Source organism: Pseudomonas sp. NA-150, assembly GCF_044336365.1.
Classification (GTDB): Bacteria; Pseudomonadota; Gammaproteobacteria; order Pseudomonadales; family Pseudomonadaceae; genus Aquipseudomonas.
Genome location: NZ_CP172305.1, coordinates 1,648,587 through 1,667,489 on the forward strand (window position 1 = coordinate 1,648,587; position 18,903 = coordinate 1,667,489).

An 18,903-nucleotide genomic window follows, 5' to 3' on the forward strand; every position below is an offset into this window, starting at 1 on the left:
TTTTTTTTCGCGATGAACACCGATCAAGCGTGCAGGGTTTCCGCCGCGTACAAGGTGTTTTCCAGCAGGCAGGCACGGGTCATCGGGCCAACGCCGCCCGGTACCGGCGTGATCCATCCGGCGCGGGGCAGGGCGGTTTCGTACACCACGTCGCCTACCAGCTTGCCGTCTTCCTGGCGATTGATGCCGACGTCGATCACGATCGCGCCTTCCTTGATCCACTCGCCCTTGACCAGGCCCGGTTTGCCAGCGGCCACCACCACCAGATCGGCACGACCGACATGGCCCGCCAGATCACGGGTGAAGCGATGCGCCACGGTCACCGTGCAACCCGCCAGCAACAGCTCCATGGCCATCGGCCGACCGACGATATTGGAAGCACCCACCACCACGGCGTCCAGCCCGTACAGATCGACGCCAGTGCTTTCCAGCAGGGCGATGATGCCTTTAGGCGTGCAGGGGCGCAGCAGTGGAATACGCTGCGCCAGACGGCCGACGTTATAAGGATGGAAGCCATCCACGTCCTTGTCCGGGCGAATGCGCTCCAGCAACAGGGACGCGTCCAGGTGTTCCGGCAGCGGCAACTGCAGCAGAACACCATCGATGTTCGGATCGTCATTGAGGCGATCGATCAAGTCGGTCAGTTCGACCTGAGTGGTCTGGGCCGGCAGGTCATAGGCCTGCGAGAGAAAGCCGACCTCTTCGCAGTCCTTGCGCTTGTGCGAGACGTAAACCTGAGAGGCGGGGTCGCTGCCGACCAGAATCACCGCGAGACCTGGTGTGCGCAGGCCCTGCTGGCGACGCTCGACGACACGTTTGGCGATCTGCTGGCGCAGATTGGCTGCGATCGCTTTACCGTCTATTAGTTTTGCAGTCATTACGCGTGATTAACCATCGATAGGGATTGGAAAAGAGCGCGCATTCTCGCATGACATGGCGCAAGGGCAAAGGCGCTTGGTCTGCATATTCCCCTAACCCCTTTATCTAACTGAATTTTTTTAAAAAAAAAGTTGACGACCCTCAGGACCGTCTATAAGATTCGTCGCACTTGTCGGGCACAGCCTAGCACTGGTTAAGAAAGTCAGGCAGAGTTGAAGGTTGGCTCAGCGTGACTGAAAGCTCTTAATTTGTAGTCGGTAAAAGATACAGATTAAATAAGCGCCCGTAGCTCAGCTGGATAGAGCATCCGCCTTCTAAGCGGATGGTCGCAGGTTCGAGTCCTGCCGGGTGCGCCAATCAAGGCAGCTTTGGCAACAAGTGAAGATGTAGATGTCAGGTCACACGCTATATGGTGGGCGTAGCTCAGTTGGTAGAGCACGGGATTGTGACTCCCGTTGTCGAGGGTTCGATCCCCTTCGTCCACCCCATATTAGAAAAAGACGCCAGATTTTATAATCTGGCGTCTTTGCTTCAACAGCTTGATGCGCGGATGTGGTGGAATTGGTAGACACACTGGATTTAGGTTCCAGCGCCGCAAGGTGTGAGAGTTCGAGTCTCTCCGTCCGCACCAAGATATAAACGTTGCGAAATGCCCAAAGCTTTTTGCAGCGTAAAGAAAAAGCCGCCTAGTGCGGCTTTTTTTGTTTCAGCGTATTGGTTTTTGCTCCCGGCGTATTCCGCGACGGGTGGTTTTCCGATTGCGCAGGTGGCAGATCGGGTTCCGTCGCTTCCTTTATATAGGCTGCGCCAGACGCCTCGCCCGTTGCCTGTGTCAATTGTTCGCACGAGTCACTGTCGAACCCTCGCGGTGGCTCGATCTCATGCCGTTTATTTAGCCGTTTTCAGTAGGGTGACTTCTTGAGTTTGACCCTCTAGAATGCATGCCCTTGATTCTGGGGTCGGAAACGGCCGGCTAACGTTTGTGCAACGAGGAATATCCATGCAAGTTTCTGTTGAAAATACTTCCGCTCTTGAGCGCCGCATGACCATCGGCGTGCCTGCCGAACGCATCGAGACTGAAGTCAGCAAGCGTCTGCAGCAGGCTGCCCGTAGCGCCAAGATCCCAGGCTTCCGTCCTGGTAAAGTGCCTATGAGCGTGATCCGTCAGCGTTACGAAGACGGCGCTCGTCAGGAAGCCCTGAGCGATCTGATTCAGGCGACTTTCTACGAAGCAGTGGTTGAGCAGAAGCTGAACCCGGCTGGCGCGCCAGCGGTAGAGCCAAAAACCTTTGAAAAAGGTAAAGACCTCGAATACGTCGCTACTTTCGAAGTATTCCCGGAATTCACGGTTGCTGGCTTTGAGTCCATCGCTGTCGAGCGTCTGAGTGCAGACGTGGCTGACGCCGATCTGGACAAAATGCTGGAAATCCTGCGCAAGCAGAACGTTCGTTTTGAAGCTGCCGACCGCGCCGCTCAGAACGAAGATCAACTGAATATCGATTTCGTGGGCAAGGTCGACGGCGAAGTATTCGCTGGCGGTTCTGCCACCGGTACCCAGCTGGTTCTGGGCTCCGGCCGCATGATCCCTGGTTTCGAAGATGGTCTGGTTGGCGCTAAAGCCGGCGAAGAGCGTGTTCTGAGCCTGACTTTCCCGGAAAACTACCAGAACCTGGAACTGGCTAACAAAGCCGCCGAGTTCACCGTGACCGTCAACACTGTGTCCGAGCCTGTGCTGCCTGAGCTGAACGAAGCGTTCTTCACTCAGTTCGGTATCAAGGAAACCGGTATCGAAGGCTTCCGCACCGAAGTTCGCAAGAACATGGAGCGTGAACTGCGTCAGGCGATCAAATCCAAGGTCAAGAACCAGGTGATGGACGGTCTGCTGTCCACCAACCCGATCGAAGTGCCTAAAGCCTTGATCGACAACGAAGTTGACCGTCTGCGCGTGCAGGCTGTTCAGCAGTTCGGTGGCAACATCAAGCCTGATCAGCTGCCAGCCGAGCTGTTCACCGAACAAGCCAAGCGCCGCGTTGAGCTGGGTCTGATCGTCGCTGAAGTGGTCAAGCAGTTCGACCTCAAGCCTGACGACGCTCGCGTTCGCGAAATGATTCAGGAAATGGCATCCGCTTACCAGGAGCCTGAGCAGGTTGTGTCCTGGTACTACAAGAACGACCAGCAACTGAACGAAGTACGTTCGGTTGTGCTGGAAGAACAAGTTGTGGATACTGTTTTGCAGAAAGCTAGCGTGACCGACAAATCGGTCTCTTACGAAGAAGCTGTCAAGCCGGTAGAAGCTCCACAAGCCGACTGATTTTTTCTCTCGTTCGAAAACACCCATAAGCCAGCCTTCGTGCTGGCTTATGTGTATTCAAGAAATGACTATTTGGGAGTGAATGCAGGACATGTCCCGCAATTCTTATATTCAGCAGAACTCTGACATCCAGGCCGCAGGCGGCCTGGTCCCGATGGTTATCGAGCAGTCCGCCCGTGGCGAACGCGCCTATGACATCTACTCGCGACTCCTCAAGGAGCGAGTGATCTTTCTGGTCGGTCCGGTAGAAGACTACATGGCCAACCTGATCGCGGCGCAATTGCTGTTCCTTGAAGCGGAAAACCCGGACAAGGATATCCATCTCTACATCAACTCACCGGGCGGTTCGGTGACTGCGGGCATGTCGATCTACGACACCATGCAGTTCATCAAGCCAGACGTTTCGACAATCTGCATCGGTCAGGCTTGCAGCATGGGTGCCTTGCTGCTGGCTGGCGGCGCCGCTAAAAAGCGTTACTGCCTGCCGAACTCGCGGATGATGATTCACCAGCCACTGGGCGGCTTCCAGGGTCAGGCGTCGGATATCGATATCCACGCCAAAGAGATATTGTCCATCCGTGCTCGCTTGAACGAAATTCTTGCGCACCACACCGGGCAATCGATTGAGACCATCGAGCAAGACACCAATCGTGACAATTTCATGAGCGCCGAACGCGCTGCTGAATACGGTCTGATCGATCAGGTGCTCACCCAGCGTCAAATGGCTAAATAAGCCTAATCGCAGGTGGTTGGGACAACTGGCCACCTGCGGACTTGAAAAAGCCCGCAATAGCCTTCATCTTGTGTTGCAAGCCTACCGGATTGGATCGATCGAATGACTGACACCCGCAACGGCGAGGACAACGGCAAGTTGCTTTATTGCTCCTTCTGCGGCAAAAGCCAGCATGAAGTGCGCAAATTGATTGCCGGCCCCTCGGTTTTTATCTGCGACGAGTGCGTCGACCTGTGCAACGACATCATCCGCGAGGAGGTGCAGGAAGCCCAGGCCGAGAGCAGCGCGCATAAATTACCATCGCCGAAAGAAATCAGCGGCATCCTTGATCAGTATGTGATTGGTCAGGAGCGTGCCAAAAAGGTTCTCGCGGTAGCGGTGTACAACCACTACAAGCGTTTGAACCAGCGTGACAAGAAAAATGACGATGTTGAACTTGGCAAAAGTAACATCCTGCTGATCGGCCCGACGGGCTCCGGCAAGACGTTGCTGGCCGAAACATTGGCGCGTTTGCTCAATGTTCCGTTCACCATCGCGGACGCCACCACCCTGACCGAAGCCGGTTATGTGGGTGAGGACGTTGAAAACATTATCCAGAAGCTGTTGCAGAAATGTGATTACGACGTAGAGAAGGCCCAGATGGGTATTGTCTACATCGACGAAATCGACAAGATTTCGCGCAAATCCGACAACCCTTCGATTACCCGTGACGTTTCCGGCGAAGGCGTGCAACAAGCCTTGCTGAAGCTGATCGAGGGTACCGTGGCTTCCGTGCCGCCCCAAGGCGGTCGCAAGCACCCACAGCAGGAATTCCTGCAAGTGGACACGCGTAACATTCTGTTTATCTGCGGTGGCGCCTTCTCGGGCCTGGAAAAGGTTATTCAGAGCCGTTCCACTCGCGGCGGCATCGGCTTCAACGCCGAAGTTCGCAGCAAGGAAGAAGGCAAGAAGGTTGGCGAATCGCTGCGTGAAGTCGAGCCTGACGATTTGGTCAAGTTCGGTCTGATTCCAGAGTTCGTGGGCCGTCTGCCGGTTCTGGCGACGTTGGACGAGTTGGATGAGGCTGCGCTGATGCAGATCCTCACCGAGCCGAAAAACGCGCTGACCAAGCAGTATGCGAAACTGTTCGAAATGGAAGGCGTGGACCTCGAGTTCCGTGCTGATGCGCTGAAATCGATCGCCAAACGCGCTCTTGAGCGCAAAACAGGCGCTCGTGGACTGCGTTCCATTCTGGAAGGCGTTCTGCTCGACACCATGTACGAGATCCCCTCGCAGACCGAGGTGAGCAAAGTGGTGATCGATGAGAGTGTCATCGAGGGTACGTCCAAACCGCTGTTGATTTACGAAAACAGCGAGCCGGCCGCCAAGGCCGCGCCAGACGCGTAAGCGAAACTGCTGCGTGGATAGCTGATAAAGAGGGGGCCTTAGGGCCCCCTTTTGCTTTTCCTGAGTCAGAGCTTGTTTTTTTGCGAAGCTGCCCCCATCTTGGCTCCAAGCTCAATTCTTTCTGTCCACGGCCTTAGGGCCGCTGTAGAGGCGAAATCATGAAGACAACCATCGAATTGCCTCTCTTGCCATTGCGTGATGTTGTGGTTTATCCGCACATGGTTATCCCGCTGTTCGTGGGGCGCGAGAAATCTATCGAAGCCCTCGAGGCCGCGATGACGGGCGACAAGCAGATTCTGTTGCTTGCCCAGAGAAATCCCGCTGATGACGATCCGGGTGAAGACGCCCTGTATAACGTCGGTACCGTTGCAACCGTATTGCAGTTGCTCAAGCTGCCGGACGGCACCGTCAAGGTGCTGGTCGAAGGCGAGCAGCGTGGCACCGTTGAGCGATTCATCGAAGTCGACGGCCATTGCCGCGCTGAAGTGATCCTGATCGACGAGGTCGATGCACCTGACCGCGAATCCGAAGTGTTCGTGCGCAGCTTGCTGGCGCAGTTCGAACAATATGTGCAGTTGGGCAAGAAAGTCCCGGCTGAAGTCCTGTCGTCGCTCAACAGCATCGATGAGCCGGGTCGCCTGGTCGACACCATGGCCGCCCACATGGCGCTGAAGATCGAGCAGAAGCAGGAAATCCTCGAAATTGTCGACCTGTCTGCACGGGTCGAGCATGTCCTGGCGCTGCTGGATGCCGAAATTGACCTGTTGCAGGTCGAGAAACGCATTCGCGGTCGCGTCAAAAAGCAGATGGAGCGCAGCCAGCGCGAGTACTACCTGAATGAGCAGATGAAGGCCATTCAGAAAGAGCTCGGTGAAGGTGACGAAGGTCACAATGAAATCGAAGAGCTGAAAAAGCGCATCGATGCTGCCGGTCTGCCGAAAGATGCCCTGACCAAGGCTCAGGCTGAACTGAACAAACTCAAGCAAATGTCGCCGATGTCGGCCGAAGCCACCGTGGTGCGCTCGTACATCGACTGGCTGGTGCAGGTGCCGTGGAAGGCGCAGAGCAAGGTGCGTCTCGATCTGGCGCGCGCTGAAGACATCCTCGATGCCGACCACTACGGTCTGGAAGAAGTCAAAGAACGCATCCTCGAATACCTCGCTGTGCAAAAGCGCGTGAAGAAGATTCGCGGTCCGGTGTTGTGCCTGGTGGGTCCTCCTGGCGTGGGCAAAACCTCGCTCGCGGAGTCGATTGCCCATGCAACCAACCGCAAATTCGTGCGTATGGCCCTCGGCGGCGTACGTGACGAGGCTGAAATTCGTGGCCATCGCCGGACTTACATCGGTTCGATGCCAGGAAGATTGATACAAAAGATGACAAAGGTGGGGGTTCGCAACCCGCTGTTCCTGCTCGACGAAATCGACAAAATGGGCAGCGACATGCGTGGCGATCCGGCGTCGGCGTTGCTGGAAGTGCTCGATCCCGAGCAGAACCACAATTTCAACGACCACTACCTGGAAGTCGACTACGACCTCTCGGACGTCATGTTCCTGTGCACTGCGAACTCGATGAATATCCCTGCGGCGCTGCTGGACCGGATGGAAGTTATCCGTCTACCTGGCTACACCGAAGACGAAAAAATCAACATCGCGGTCAAGTACCTTTCGCCGAAACAGATTCAAGCCAACGGCCTGAAAAAGGGCGAAATCGAGTTCGAAGAAGAGGCCATTCGCGACATAGTCCGGTACTACACGCGTGAAGCTGGCGTGCGTAGCCTGGAGCGTCAGATCGCTAAAATCTGCCGCAAGGCGGTTAAGCAGCACGCGTTGGAAAAACATTTTTCAGTCCGTGTAACGGCAGAAATGCTCGAGGATTTCCTCGGTGTGCGTAAATTCCGCTACGGTTTGGCCGAACAGCAGGATCAAATCGGGCAGGTAACCGGGCTGGCGTGGACGCAAGTGGGCGGCGAATTGCTGACCATCGAAGCGGCCGTGGTTCCAGGTAAAGGCCAACTGATCAAGACCGGTTCGCTGGGTGACGTGATGGTCGAATCCATCACTGCCGCACTGACGGTTGTGCGTAGCCGGGCGAAAAGCCTGGGGATCCCGTTGGACTTCCACGAGAAGCGCGACACGCATATCCACATGCCGGAAGGCGCGACGCCGAAAGACGGCCCTAGCGCAGGCGTAGGCATGTGCACGGCCCTGGTTTCGGCGCTGACAGGGATACCTGTGCGTGCGGACGTGGCAATGACCGGTGAAATTACCCTGCGGGGGCAGGTTCTGGCCATCGGTGGCTTGAAGGAAAAACTGCTGGCGGCTCACCGTGGCGGAATCAAAACGGTGATCATTCCAGAAGAAAACGTACGGGATTTGAAAGAAATTCCGGACAATATTAAACGCGACCTGCAGATTAAACCCGTTAAATGGATTGACGAGGTCCTGCAAATTGCGCTGCAATACGCGCCGGAGCCCTTGCCGGATGTGGCTCCGGACCTGGTTGCAAAAGATGAAAAGCGCGAGTCTGACTCTAAGGAAAGAATTAGCACGCATTAGTCTGAGGGCCTTCCTTGACAGCTTTTTAGAGCCCTTGTTATAAAGCGGCTCTTAAAGTGTCTGTTGGCCATTCAGCACTCGTTTTGCTTACACCAAAAAACTTAGAAACATACTCACTATTGATATAAGGGGACTTAGAGTGAACAAGTCGGAACTGATTGATGCTATCGCTGCATCTGCTGATATCCCGAAAGCTGCTGCTGGCCGTGCGCTGGACGCAGTAATCGAATCCGTCACTGGCGCTCTGAAGGCTGGCGACTCTGTTGTTTTGGTAGGGTTTGGTACTTTCTCCGTGACTGACCGTCCTGCTCGCATCGGCCGTAACCCACAGACCGGTAAGACGCTGGAAATCGCTGCAGCCAAAAAACCAGGTTTCAAAGCCGGTAAAGCACTGAAAGAAGCGGTTAACTAAGTTTCTTTCGAGCCTTTGCCCAACCAGGCAGGGTCATTCCTGTCCTGGCAGCGGAGTGGGTAGGTCGGTCGACTAACCTGTCGAACTGACCACCGGGGGTCGCGGATTCGAGCCCCGACTACTCCGCCAGTTACGAGAAGGCGCATCCTCGGATGCGCCTTTCTTCTATCCGGATTCTACCCACGCTCCGCGGTTGGTTTAATTCAGTACAACCGTTTCTGGGGGACGCAATGCTGCAGAATATCAGGGACAACTCCCAAGGCTGGATTGCCAAGACGATCATTGGTGTCGTGATGGCATTGATGGCGTTGACCGGTTTTGACGCCATTTTCAGGGCCACCAGCACCAGTCAGGATGCTGCCAAGGTCAACGGTGAGGAAATCACCACCAACGAGCTGTCACAGGCCGTTGAAACGCAACGCCGTCAGCTGGCACAACAGTTGGGCAAGGATTTCGATCCTGCGCTGCTGGACGACAAGATGCTGCGTGACTCAGCCTTGAAGGGGCTGGTCGATCGCAAGTTGTTGCTGCAAGGCGCCGCCGATTCGAAATTCGCTTTCTCCGAAGCCGCTCTGGATGCGCAGATTTTGCAGACACCTGAATTCCAGGTCGATGGCAAATTCAGCGCCGATCGTTTCGATCAGGTCATTCGCCAATTAGGCTATAGCCGCATGCAATTCCGCCAGATCATGGCTCAGGAAATGCTGATTGGTCAGCTGCGCGCCGGCCTGGCGGGTAGCAGCTTCGTGACTGACTCTCAAGTTGATGCCTTCGCTCATTTGGAAAAACAGACGCGCGATTTCGCCACGTTGACCCTGACTGCTGATACCTCGGCCGTGAAAGTGACCGACGACGAGATCAAGGCTCACTACGACGAGCACGCCAAAGAATTCATGAGTCAGGAACAGGTCGTTCTGGACTACATCGAATTGAAGAAGTCGTCTTTCTTTGATCAGGTGACCGTCAAGGACGCTGATCTGCAGGCGGCGTATCAGAAAGAAATCAGCGGCCTCGCTGAGCAGCGTCGTGCTGCGCATATTCTGATCGAAGTGAACGACAAGGTGAGCGACGCTCAGGCCAAGTCGAAGGTTGAAGAAATCGAAGCGCGTCTGGCGAAAGGTGAAGACTTCGCGGCCTTGGCCAAAGAACTTTCCCAGGATCCGGGTTCGGCCAGCAAAGGCGGTGACCTGGGCTATGCCGGTCAGGGCGTTTACGACCCTGCGTTCGAAAAAGCCCTGTATGAGCTGAAGAAAGACCAGGTGTCCGCGCCGGTGCGCAGTAGCTTCGGCTGGCACGTGATCAAGCTGTTGGGCGTTGAAGCACCGGCGGTGCCGAGCTTCGCCAGCCTGAAAGACAAGCTGACCCACGATCTGAAAGCCGCGCAAGTCGAGCAACGTTTCGTTGATGCGATGAAGCATTTGGAAGATACCTCGTACGAAGCGTCGGATCTGTCGCAGCCAGCCCAGGAACTGGGGCTGAAGGTGCAGACCACCGCGCCGTTCGGGCGTGAGGGCGGTGAAGGTATTGCCTCCAACCGTGCTGTGATCCAGGCCGCGTTCAGCCGTGAAGTGCTGGAAGAGGGCGCCAACAGCGGCGCGCTGGAACTCGATCCGGAAACAGCTTTGGTGGTACGGGTCAAGGAACACCGTCAGCCAGAGCAGTTGCCGCTTGAAGCTGTTTCCGCCGCCATTCGTACGCAGTTGACCAAGAATCACGCGAGCGATGCGGTCAAGACCAAAGGCGAAGCGCTGTTGGCTGGCCTGCGCGACGGCAAGATCCCGCTGGCGGCCAAGCAAGACGGCCTGAGCTGGAAAGTGCTGGAAGCGGCTACTCGCAATCAGGAAGGTGTCGATCCGGCGGTGCTGCAAACGCTGTTCCGCATGGCCAAGCCGGAAGGCAAGGACAAGCCGGTCTACTCCAGCCTGAAAGCTGCTGATGGCAGCTTCGTGATCGTGCGTCTGAACGGCGTGAATCCAGGCGCTGCGCCAACGGATGCCGAGAAAGAGCAGTATCGTCGCTTCCTCGCTTCGCGTGCCGGCCAGCAAGACTTTGCTGCTTACCGTGCGCTGCTGCAAAGCAAGGCGAAGATTGATCGTTACTGATCGCTGACTACACCGTAAAAAAGGAAGGCCGCTCATTGAGCGGCCTTTTTTTGTTTGGTGTGTCAGGTAGGGCCTCTTCGCTGGTTTGATGGTATGGCGCGAATCCTGTAGGAGCGAACTTGTTCGCGAGGCGGAGTGTCAGGCTTACCGCGTGAAACCGCTTGCCAACAAGTTGGCTCCTACAGAGGCGTAAGCGGATTCGGCAGGCCACAAAAAAGCCCGCGGCTCTTGCGAGGCGCGGGCTTTTGGTCAGCCTTGAAGATTACTCTTCGAGGTTGCCCATTGCGGTGGTGTTGAAACCGCCGTCAACGTACATGATCTCGCCGCTGATGCCCGACGCCAGGTCCGAGCACAGGAACGCGCCGGCGTTGCCGACTTCGTCGATGGTGACGTTGCGACGCAGCGGGGTTTGCGCTTCGTTGGCGGCCAGCATCTTGCGGAAGTTCTTGATGCCCGAGGCTGCCAGGGTGCGGATCGGGCCAGCCGATACAGCGTTGACACGCGTGCCTTCCGGGCCAAGGCTACCGGCCAGGTAACGTACGCCTGCTTCCAGGCTGGCCTTGGCCATGCCCATCACGTTGTAGTTAGGCATGGTGCGCTCTGCGCCCAGGTACGACAGGGTCAGCAGGCTGCCGTTGCGGCCTTTCATCATCTCGCGACCGGCCTTGGCCAGAGCGACGAAGCTGTAGGCGCTGATGTCGTGAGCGATGCGGAAACCTTCACGGGTGGTGGCTTCGGTAAAGTCGCCGTCCAGTTGGTCGCCCGGTGCGAAACCGACCGAGTGAACGATCACGTCCAGGCCGTCCCACTTCTTGCTCAACTCTTCGAAAACCTTGGCGATTTCTTCATCGCTGGCCACGTCGCAAGGGAAGCACAGCTCAGGGCTCGAGCCCCAGCCTGCGGCGAATTCCTCGACACGACCTTTGAGTTTGTCGTTCTGATAAGTGAAGGCAAGCTCAGCGCCCTCGCGATGCATGGCGGCAGCGATGCCGGATGCGATGGACAGTTTGCTAGCGACACCAACGATCAGGACGCGCTTACCGGCGAGAAAACCCATGTGTTGTTCCTCCTCAGACTCAGATTATTCGGCAGCTACCGGCGCCAAAAAGGCCGCTTCCAGCAACTGCTGTGTATAGGGATGTTGCGGTGCGGCAAAAATTTCCTGCGCCTCACCTTGTTCAACGACTTGCCCGTGCTTGATCACCATCAACTGGTGGCTCAAGGCTTTGACTACCGCCAGGTCATGGCTGATAAACAAATAGGTCAGGTTGTACTTCTTTTGCAGTGAACGCAGCAGCTCCACCACTTGGCGCTGAACGGTGCGGTCGAGCGCCGACGTGGGCTCGTCCAACAGAATCAGCGCCGGTTTTAACACTAAAGCCCGGGCAATGGCGATTCTCTGCCGCTGCCCACCGGAAAATTCGTGAGGGTAGCGGTGCCGGGTTTCCGGATCCAGACCTACCTCCTTGAGCGCCTCGATGATGGCGCGCTCCTGTTCTTCTGCGTTGCCCATGCGATGAATGCGCAGGCCCTCGCCAACAATCTCACTGACACACATACGTGGGCTCAGGCTGCCGAACGGGTCCTGAAACACCACCTGCATTTGTCGCCGCAACGGCCGAATCTGCTGCTGCGTCAGACAGTCCAGGGTGTCGCCCTGAAAGCGAATAGTGCCCTGACTGGCAATCAGCCGCAGGATCGCCAGACCCATGGTCGACTTGCCTGAACCGCTTTCACCGACAATCCCCAGCGTCTGGCCTCTCGGCAGGCTGAAGTTGATGCCGTCCACCGCTTTGACATGGTCCACGGTGTGTTTGAACAGGCCTTTCTTGATCGGGAACCAGACGCGCAGGTCCTCGACTTCCAGCACCGGATCGCCGGGCGTGTTGTCCGCCGGGCCCCCGCGAGGCTCGGCCCCGAGCAATATTTGCGTGTACGGATGCTGCGGTGAACGGAACAGCTCTTCACACGACGCTTGTTCGACGATGCTTCCGCGCTGCATGACACATACCCGATGCGCAATTTGCTTAACCAGGTTCAAATCGTGACTGATCAGCAGCAGCGCCATGCCCAGCCGGGCCTGCAATTCCTTGAGTAATTCAAGAATTTTGAGTTGTACCGTGACGTCCAGTGCGGTAGTCGGTTCGTCGGCGATCAGCAGCTCAGGTTCGTTAGCCAGGGCCATGGCAATCATCACACGCTGCCGCTGGCCGCCTGAGAGCTCGTGTGGCAGGGCTTTGAGGCGCTTGCGTGGCTCAGAGATGCCTACCAGTTCAAGCAGCTCCAGCGTGCGCTGAGTGGCCGCCTTGCCTTGCAGTCCTTTATGCAGCCCGAGCACTTCATTGATTTGTTTTTCAATGTTGTGCAGCGGGTTCAGCGAGGTCATCGGTTCCTGGAAGATCATGGCGATGCGGTTGCCACGAATGGTGCGCAGCTTTCTTTCGCTGAGCTTCAACAAATCATGCCCGGCGTACTGAATCGTCCCACTGGGGTGACGGGCCAGCGGGTAGGGCAGCAGGCGCAAAATAGAGTGCGCGATGACTGACTTGCCTGATCCGCTTTCGCCCACCAGGGCCAGGGTTTCGCCACGACGGATGTCGAAGTTGATGCCTTCGACCACCCGTTGCGTCTGGTCACCCGCGACGAACTCGACGGCGAGATCGCGGACTTCGATCAAATTGTCCTTGTTCATCTCATTTCCTTGGGTCGAACGCGTCGCGGGCGGATTCGCCGATGAACACCAGCAGGCTGAGCATCAGGGCCAGCACGGCGAACGCGCTGATCCCGAGCCATGGCGCTTGCAGATTGGATTTGCCCTGGGCCACCAGTTCGCCCAGCGACGGTGCGCCGGCCGGCAAGCCGAAGCCAAGGAAGTCCAGCGCGGTCAGGGTGCCGATGGCGCCGGTGAGGATGAAGGGCATGAAGGTCATGGTCGAGACCATCGCATTGGGCAGAATATGCCGAAACATGATCGAGATATTCTCCATCCCCAGCGCGCGCGCGGCACGCACGTATTCGAGATTACGCCCACGCAGGAATTCGGCGCGCACCACGTCCACCAGGCTCATCCAGGAAAACAGCAGCATGATACCCAGCAGCCACCAGAAGTTGGGCTGAACGAAACTGGCGAGAATGATCAACAGGTACAGCACCGGCAACCCGGACCAGATTTCCAGGAAGCGCTGGCCCACCAGATCGACCCAGCCGCCATAAAAGCCCTGCAATGCCCCGGCGATCACGCCGATGATGGAGCTGAGGACGGTCAGGGTCAGGGCAAACAACACCGAGATGCGGAAGCCGTAAATCACCCGCGCGAACACGTCACGGCCTTGGTCGTCGGTGCCGAACCAGTTCTCCCTCGACGGCGGAGCCGGTGCCGGCACTTTCAGGTCGTAGTTGATGCTCTGGTAGCTGAAGGGGATCGGCGCCCACAGGGTCCAGCCGTCTTTGGCTTTGAGCAGTTCCTTGATGTACGGGCTCTTGTAATTGGCTTCCAGCGGGAACTCGCCACCGAAGGTGGTTTCCGCGTAGCGCTTGAACACCGGGAAATACCACTCGCCGTCGTAGCGCACGGCCAGCGGTTTGTCGTTGGCGATCAGTTCCGCGCCGAGGCTGACGCCGAACAGGATCAGAAACAGCCACAGCGACCACCAGCCACGCTTGTTGGCCTTGAAACGTTCGAAGCGTCGGCGATTGAGAGGGGAGAGCGTCATATCAATGCTCCCTGTTTTCGAAGTCGATACGCGGATCGATCAGCGTATAGGTAAGGTCACTGATCAATTTCACCACCAGCCCCATCAGGGTAAAGATAAACAGCGTGCCGAACACCACGGGATAGTCGCGGTTGATCGCCGCCTCGAAACTCATCAGGCCCAGACCGTCGAGGGAAAAAATCACCTCCACCAGCAACGAGCCGGTGAAGAAAATCCCGATGAACGCCGACGGAAAACCAGCGATCACCAACAGCATGGCATTACGGAACACATGGCCGTACAGCACCTTGCGCTGGCTCAAACCCTTGGCCTTGGCGGTGATCACATACTGCTTGCCGATTTCATCAAGGAAGCTGTTTTTGGTGAGGAAGGTCATGGTCGCGAAGTTGCCGATTACCAGGGCGGTGATCGGCAGCGCCAGGTGCCAGAAGTAATCGAGGATCTTGCCGCCCCAGCTCAACTGGTCGAAGTCATTGGAGGTCAGGCCACGCAGCGGGAACCAGTGGAAATAGCTGCCACCGGAGAAGACCACAATCAGCAGGATCGCGAACAGGAACGCCGGGATCGCATAACCGACGATGATCAACGAACTGGTCCAGATGTCGAAGTGGCTGCCGTGCCGGGTGGCCTTGGCGATGCCCAACGGGATCGACACCAGGTACATGATCAGCGTGCTCCACAACCCGAGGGAAATGGACACCGGCATTTTCTCGGCAATCAGGTCGACCACTTTCGCGTCGCGGAAAAAGCTGTCGCCGAAATCCAGGGTCGCGTAGTTCTTGACCATGATCCACAAACGTTCCGGCGCGGATTTGTCGAAACCGTAGAGGTGTTCGATCTCCTTCACCAGCGCCGGGTCCAGGCCTTGAGCGCCCCGATAATGCGAGCCGGCCACCGAGACCTCCGCGCCACCACCCGCAATACGACTGGTGGCGCCGTCGAAACCTTCGATTTTGGCAATCATCTGTTCCACCGGGCCACCGGGGGCGGCCTGGATGATCACGAAATTGATCAGCAAAATCCCGAACAGCGTGGGGATGATCAGCAATAACCGCCGAAGAATGTACATCAGCATCTTATTGCTCTCCGCTCACCGGTTTGGCCGGTTCAGGTGTTTGGCCGGCGGCCGGGGCTGGCGCGGAAATCGCCGGGACGGCGTCGGGTTTTGCCCACCAGGTCGCGGTGGCGACGTCGAACGGCGCCGTGTGCACAGGGTGGGCGATATGGTCCCAATAGGCCACGCGCCAGGTGTTGATATGCCAATTGGGGATCATGTAATAGCCCCACAACAGCGTGCGGTCCAGTGCCCGGGCATAAGTGATCAGGTTTTGTCGCGAGTCGGAATTGATCAGTCCTTCGACCAGCGTGTCGATGGACGGGTCTTTCAGGCCGATGAAGTTGCGGCTGCCCGGTTTATCGGCGCTGGAAGAGGCCCAATATTCGCGCTGTTCATTACCCGGAGAGCTGGACTGCGGGAAGCTGCTGACGATCATGTCGAAGTCACGCGAGCGCAGGCGATTCACGTATTGCGAGACGTCGACCCGACGTAGCACCAGCTCGATCCCCAGGTCGCTGAGGTTGCGCTTGAATGGCAATAGCACGCGTTCGAATTCGGTCTGGGCAATGAGAAATTCGATCTGCACCGGCTTGCCGGTGGTATCGACCATCTTGTCGTCGACGATCCGCCAGCCAGCGTCTTGCAGCAGTTGGAACGCCTGGCGCTGTTGCGGGCGAATCATGCCGCTGCCATCGGTGACCGGCAGTTTGAATTCGCTGGTAAACACCCGGTCCGGGATTTTCCCGCGCAGGGGTTCCAGCACGCTCAGTTCATCCCTGGAGGGCAGCCCGCTGGAGGCCATGTCGGAGTTGTCGAAATAACTGTCGGTGCGGGTGTAGGCCCCGTTGAACAACTGCTTGTTGGTCCATTCGAAGTCCAGCAGCAGGCTCAGCGCTTCACGCACGCGGATGTCCTTGAACACCGGGCGGCGCATGTTGAACACAAAACCCTGCATGCCGGTGGGGCTGCCGTTGGGGATTTCTTCCTTGATCAAACGCCCGGCAGCCACCGCCGGGATGTTGTAGGCGGTGGCCCAGTTCTTCGCGCTGGTCTCCAGCCAGTAATCGAACTGCCCGGCCTTGAGCGCTTCCAGGGCGACAGTGTTGTCCCGGTAGTAATCGGTGGTCATGACGTCGAAGTTGTAGAAACCACGGTTGACCGGCAGGTCCTTGCCCCAGTAATCCTTGACCCGCTCATAGCGAACCGAGCGCCCGGCCTTGACCTCGGTCACGCGGTACGGGCCGCTGCCCAACGGGATTTCCAGGTTGCTTTTGGTGAAGTCGCGAGTGGCCCACCAGTGTTTGGGCAGCACCGGGATCTGGCCGAGGATCAGCGGCAATTCGCGGTTGTTGTTGTGCTTGAACTTGAACAGTACCCGCAGCGGGTCTTCGGCGATCACCTGGTCGACGTCGGCGTAATAGCCGCGAAACATCGGCGCGCCGCTCTTGAGCAGGGTCTCGAAGCTGAACACCACGTCTTCCGCGCGCACCGGATGACCGTCCTGGAAGCGCGCTTCAGGTCGCAGGTAAAAGCGTACCCAACTGTTGTCCGGGGCTTTTTCGATCTTGCCAGCAATCAAGCCATATTCGGTGAACGGCTCATCCAGTCCCTGACGGGCCAGGGTGTCGTAGATCATGCCGATGTTGTCGGCGGCCACGCCCTTGTTGATAAACGGGTTAAGGCTGTCGAAACCGCCAAAGCCCGCTTCGCGAAAGGTCCCGCCCTTGGGCGCGTCCGGATTGACGTAGTCGAAGTGCTTGAAGTCAGCCGGGTATTTCGGTGGTTCGTTGTACAGGGTCACGGCGTGTTCCGGCGCGGCCTGGGCGGCGCAGCTCACGCTGATCATCAGGACGCCGCTGGCCTGCATCAGCAGGGAGCGCAGAGCAATCATTGAGTCTTCTCCGAAGGCTTGAGCCACCACGCACGCAGCCCCAGGGTGTAGGGCGGGGTGGTGACCATGGCAAACCGGTTGCGATAAGCCAGGCGATGATAGTCGAGGTACCAGTTGGGGATGCTGTAGTACTGCCACAGCAACACCCGATCCAGGGCACGGGTCGCGGCGAGTTGTTCGTCGTGGGTCTGTGCGGCGAGCAATTGCTCGAGCAGGCTGTCGACCACCGGGCTGGCAACCCCCGCGTAGTTCTTGCTGCCTTTGATGCTGGCCTGGCTGGAGTGGAAATATTGCCACTGCTCAAGGCCCGGACTGAGGGTCTGGTTCAGGGTCATTAGAATCATGTCGAAATCGAATGGGTCCAGGCGCTGTTTGTACTGGGCAGGGTCCACGGTTCGCAAGTGGGCGTCGATACCCAATCGCGCGAGATCTTCGACATAAGGTTGAAGGATCCGTTCGAGGCCTGGATTGACCAGCAATATTTCGAAACTCAAAGGCTGACCATTGCGATTGAGCATGTGTTGATCAGACAGTTTCCAGCCTGCCTGCGCCAACAGCTTCAGGGCCTGACGCAAGACTTCTCGGGGAACTCCTCCGCCGTCGGTTTTGCTCATGCTGAACGGCTGGTTGAACAGCGCCGGCGGCAATTGTTCGCGCCAGGCGGCCAGCAGCTGGTGTTCGCGACCTGTGGGCAGGCCCGAGGCGGAAAACTCGCTGTTGGGGTAGTAACTCATGGAGCGAGTGTAGGCGTTGCTGAACAGGGTTCGGTTGGTCCACTCGAAATTGAACATCAGGCTCAGCGCTTCGCGCACATTGACGTCGGCGAACATGGCGCGTCGGGTGTTCATGAACAACCCTTGAGTCTGGGTCGGAATCTTGTGCGCAATCTGCGCCTTGATCACCTCGCCGCGATCGACCGCCGGGAACTGATATCCGTAGGCCCAGTTCTTCGCCTGGTGCTCGATGTAGATATCGAATTCGCCGGCCTTGAAGGCTTCGAACGCCACTTCACTGTCGCGGTAAAAATCGACCTGGACCTTATCGAAATTGTATTTGCCGCGATTCACCGGCAGATCCTTGCCCCACCAGTCCTTGACCCGTTCGAACACCAGCTGTCGCCCCGGCAGTACGTGGGTGATGCGGTATGGGCCGCTGGTCACTGGTGGCTCGAAGGTGGTGGCTTTGAAATCGCGGTGCTTCCAGTAGTGCTGTGGCAACACCGGCAGTTCGCCGAGTCGCAGGATCAGCAGCGGATTACCAGCGCGCTTGAAGACGAAGCGGATGCGGTGGCGATTGAGGATGTCGACCCGCTCGACCTCTTGCAACGCGGTACGGTATTGCGGATGACCCTCGCGCAGCAGCAAGCGATAGGAGAACGCCACGTCATAGGCGGTGATCGGTTTGCCGTCATTGAAGCGCGCCTGGGGGCGCAGATTGAACACCACCCAACTGCGGTCTTCGCTGTACTCGACACTTTGCGCGATCAAGCCATAGCTGGACGTGGGTTCGTCGCCGGAGGGATCGTAAAGGCCCGTGCCGACCATCAAGGGTTCGTTGAGCTCGTTGACCCCGTACTGCAGGAAATTCGGTGTCGAGATCGGGCTGGTGCCCTTGAGCGTGTAGGGGTTGAGGGTGTCGAAGGTGCCAAAGGCCATAATCCGCAAGGTGCCACCCTTCGGCGCCTCGGGGTTGACCCAGTCGAAATGAGTGAAACTGGCCGGGTACTTGAGGGCGCCAAACTGCGCGTAGCCATGGCTTTCGCTGATGGCCGCGGTGGCGGAAAAGCTCAAGACCAGGCTGATGACGAGCAGGAGAGGACGTATCACGTCACGGTTCCGATCCAGGCGGCTTGGGCTTCTGGGGC

The 18,903-nt window shown here is 57.5% G+C and carries 13 protein-coding genes and 3 tRNA genes; 9 read left to right on the forward strand and 7 right to left on the reverse strand.

What is annotated here, in order from left to right; all coding sequences use genetic code 11:
- Positions 1 to 23: 23 nt before the first annotated feature.
- Complete coding sequence (gene folD / locus ACF0H7_RS07890; protein WP_397452209.1) at positions 24 to 878, reverse strand: bifunctional methylenetetrahydrofolate dehydrogenase/methenyltetrahydrofolate cyclohydrolase FolD; 855 nt, start codon at positions 876 to 878, stop codon at positions 24 to 26.
- A gap of 280 nt (positions 879 to 1,158) precedes the next feature.
- Between folD and ACF0H7_RS07895 the strand changes: the two genes are divergently transcribed.
- The 9 genes from ACF0H7_RS07895 (at position 1,159) to ACF0H7_RS07935 (ending at position 10,378) form a co-directional block, all read left to right on the forward strand.
- Positions 1,159 to 1,235 (forward strand) — tRNA-Arg (locus tag ACF0H7_RS07895).
- Between the two features lie 56 nt (positions 1,236 to 1,291).
- Positions 1,292 to 1,367: transfer RNA gene (locus ACF0H7_RS07900), tRNA-His, on the forward strand.
- Positions 1,368 to 1,425: 58 nt separating this feature from the next.
- Positions 1,426 to 1,510 (forward strand) — tRNA-Leu (locus ACF0H7_RS07905).
- 369 nt (positions 1,511 to 1,879) lie between these two features.
- Entirely contained in the window at positions 1,880 to 3,190 is a 1,311-nt protein-coding gene (gene tig / locus ACF0H7_RS07910) for a trigger factor (RefSeq protein ID WP_397452210.1), read from the forward strand.
- A gap of 91 nt (positions 3,191 to 3,281) precedes the next feature.
- Positions 3,282 to 3,923: an ATP-dependent Clp endopeptidase proteolytic subunit ClpP gene (clpP, locus tag ACF0H7_RS07915; RefSeq protein WP_297835915.1), complete on the forward strand. Its 642-nt coding sequence runs from the start codon at positions 3,282 to 3,284 to the stop codon at positions 3,921 to 3,923.
- Between the two features lie 102 nt (positions 3,924 to 4,025).
- Entirely contained in the window at positions 4,026 to 5,309 is a 1,284-nt protein-coding gene (clpX, locus tag ACF0H7_RS07920) for an ATP-dependent Clp protease ATP-binding subunit ClpX (protein ID WP_397452211.1), read from the forward strand.
- Positions 5,310 to 5,467: 158 nt separating this feature from the next.
- Entirely contained in the window at positions 5,468 to 7,864 is a 2,397-nt protein-coding gene (gene lon / locus ACF0H7_RS07925; RefSeq protein ID WP_397452212.1) for an endopeptidase La, read from the forward strand.
- Between the two features lie 139 nt (positions 7,865 to 8,003).
- Positions 8,004 to 8,276 carry an HU family DNA-binding protein gene (locus ACF0H7_RS07930; protein WP_002552737.1) on the forward strand — a complete coding sequence of 91 codons (273 nt, stop codon included), beginning with the start codon at positions 8,004 to 8,006 and terminating at the stop codon, positions 8,274 to 8,276.
- 230 nt (positions 8,277 to 8,506) lie between these two features.
- The gene (locus tag ACF0H7_RS07935; RefSeq protein ID WP_397452213.1) at positions 8,507 to 10,378 is read left to right on the forward strand and encodes a SurA N-terminal domain-containing protein; all 1,872 of its coding nucleotides are present in this window, start codon (positions 8,507 to 8,509) and stop codon (positions 10,376 to 10,378) included.
- Between the two features lie 262 nt (positions 10,379 to 10,640).
- Here the strand turns inward: ACF0H7_RS07935 and fabI are convergent, their stop codons facing one another.
- The 6 genes from fabI to ACF0H7_RS07965 are packed head-to-tail and all read right to left on the reverse strand — an operon-like array spanning position 10,641 to position 18,865.
- Entirely contained in the window at positions 10,641 to 11,435 is a 795-nt protein-coding gene (fabI, locus tag ACF0H7_RS07940) for an enoyl-ACP reductase FabI (protein WP_397452214.1), read from the reverse strand.
- A 24-nt stretch (positions 11,436 to 11,459) separates the two neighbouring features.
- Entirely contained in the window at positions 11,460 to 13,070 is a 1,611-nt protein-coding gene (locus tag ACF0H7_RS07945; RefSeq protein WP_397452215.1) for an ABC transporter ATP-binding protein, read from the reverse strand.
- A gap of 1 nt (position 13,071) precedes the next feature.
- Positions 13,072 to 14,091 carry an ABC transporter permease gene (locus ACF0H7_RS07950; RefSeq protein ID WP_397452216.1) on the reverse strand — a complete coding sequence of 340 codons (1,020 nt, stop codon included), beginning with the start codon at positions 14,089 to 14,091 and terminating at the stop codon, positions 13,072 to 13,074.
- Between the two features lies 1 nt (position 14,092).
- Positions 14,093 to 15,166 (reverse strand): microcin C ABC transporter permease YejB, encoded by a 1,074-nt coding sequence (locus ACF0H7_RS07955; protein ID WP_397452217.1) that lies wholly within the window; start codon positions 15,164 to 15,166, stop codon positions 14,093 to 14,095.
- A gap of 1 nt (position 15,167) precedes the next feature.
- Positions 15,168 to 17,039 (reverse strand): extracellular solute-binding protein, encoded by a 1,872-nt coding sequence (locus ACF0H7_RS07960; protein WP_397452218.1) that lies wholly within the window; start codon positions 17,037 to 17,039, stop codon positions 15,168 to 15,170.
- Positions 17,036 to 18,865, reverse strand: a complete 1,830-nt coding sequence (locus ACF0H7_RS07965) for an extracellular solute-binding protein (protein WP_397452219.1) — start codon at positions 18,863 to 18,865, stop codon at positions 17,036 to 17,038. Before ACF0H7_RS07965 ends, ACF0H7_RS07960 begins: the two co-directional genes overlap by 4 nt.
- Positions 18,866 to 18,903 lie beyond the last annotated feature (38 nt).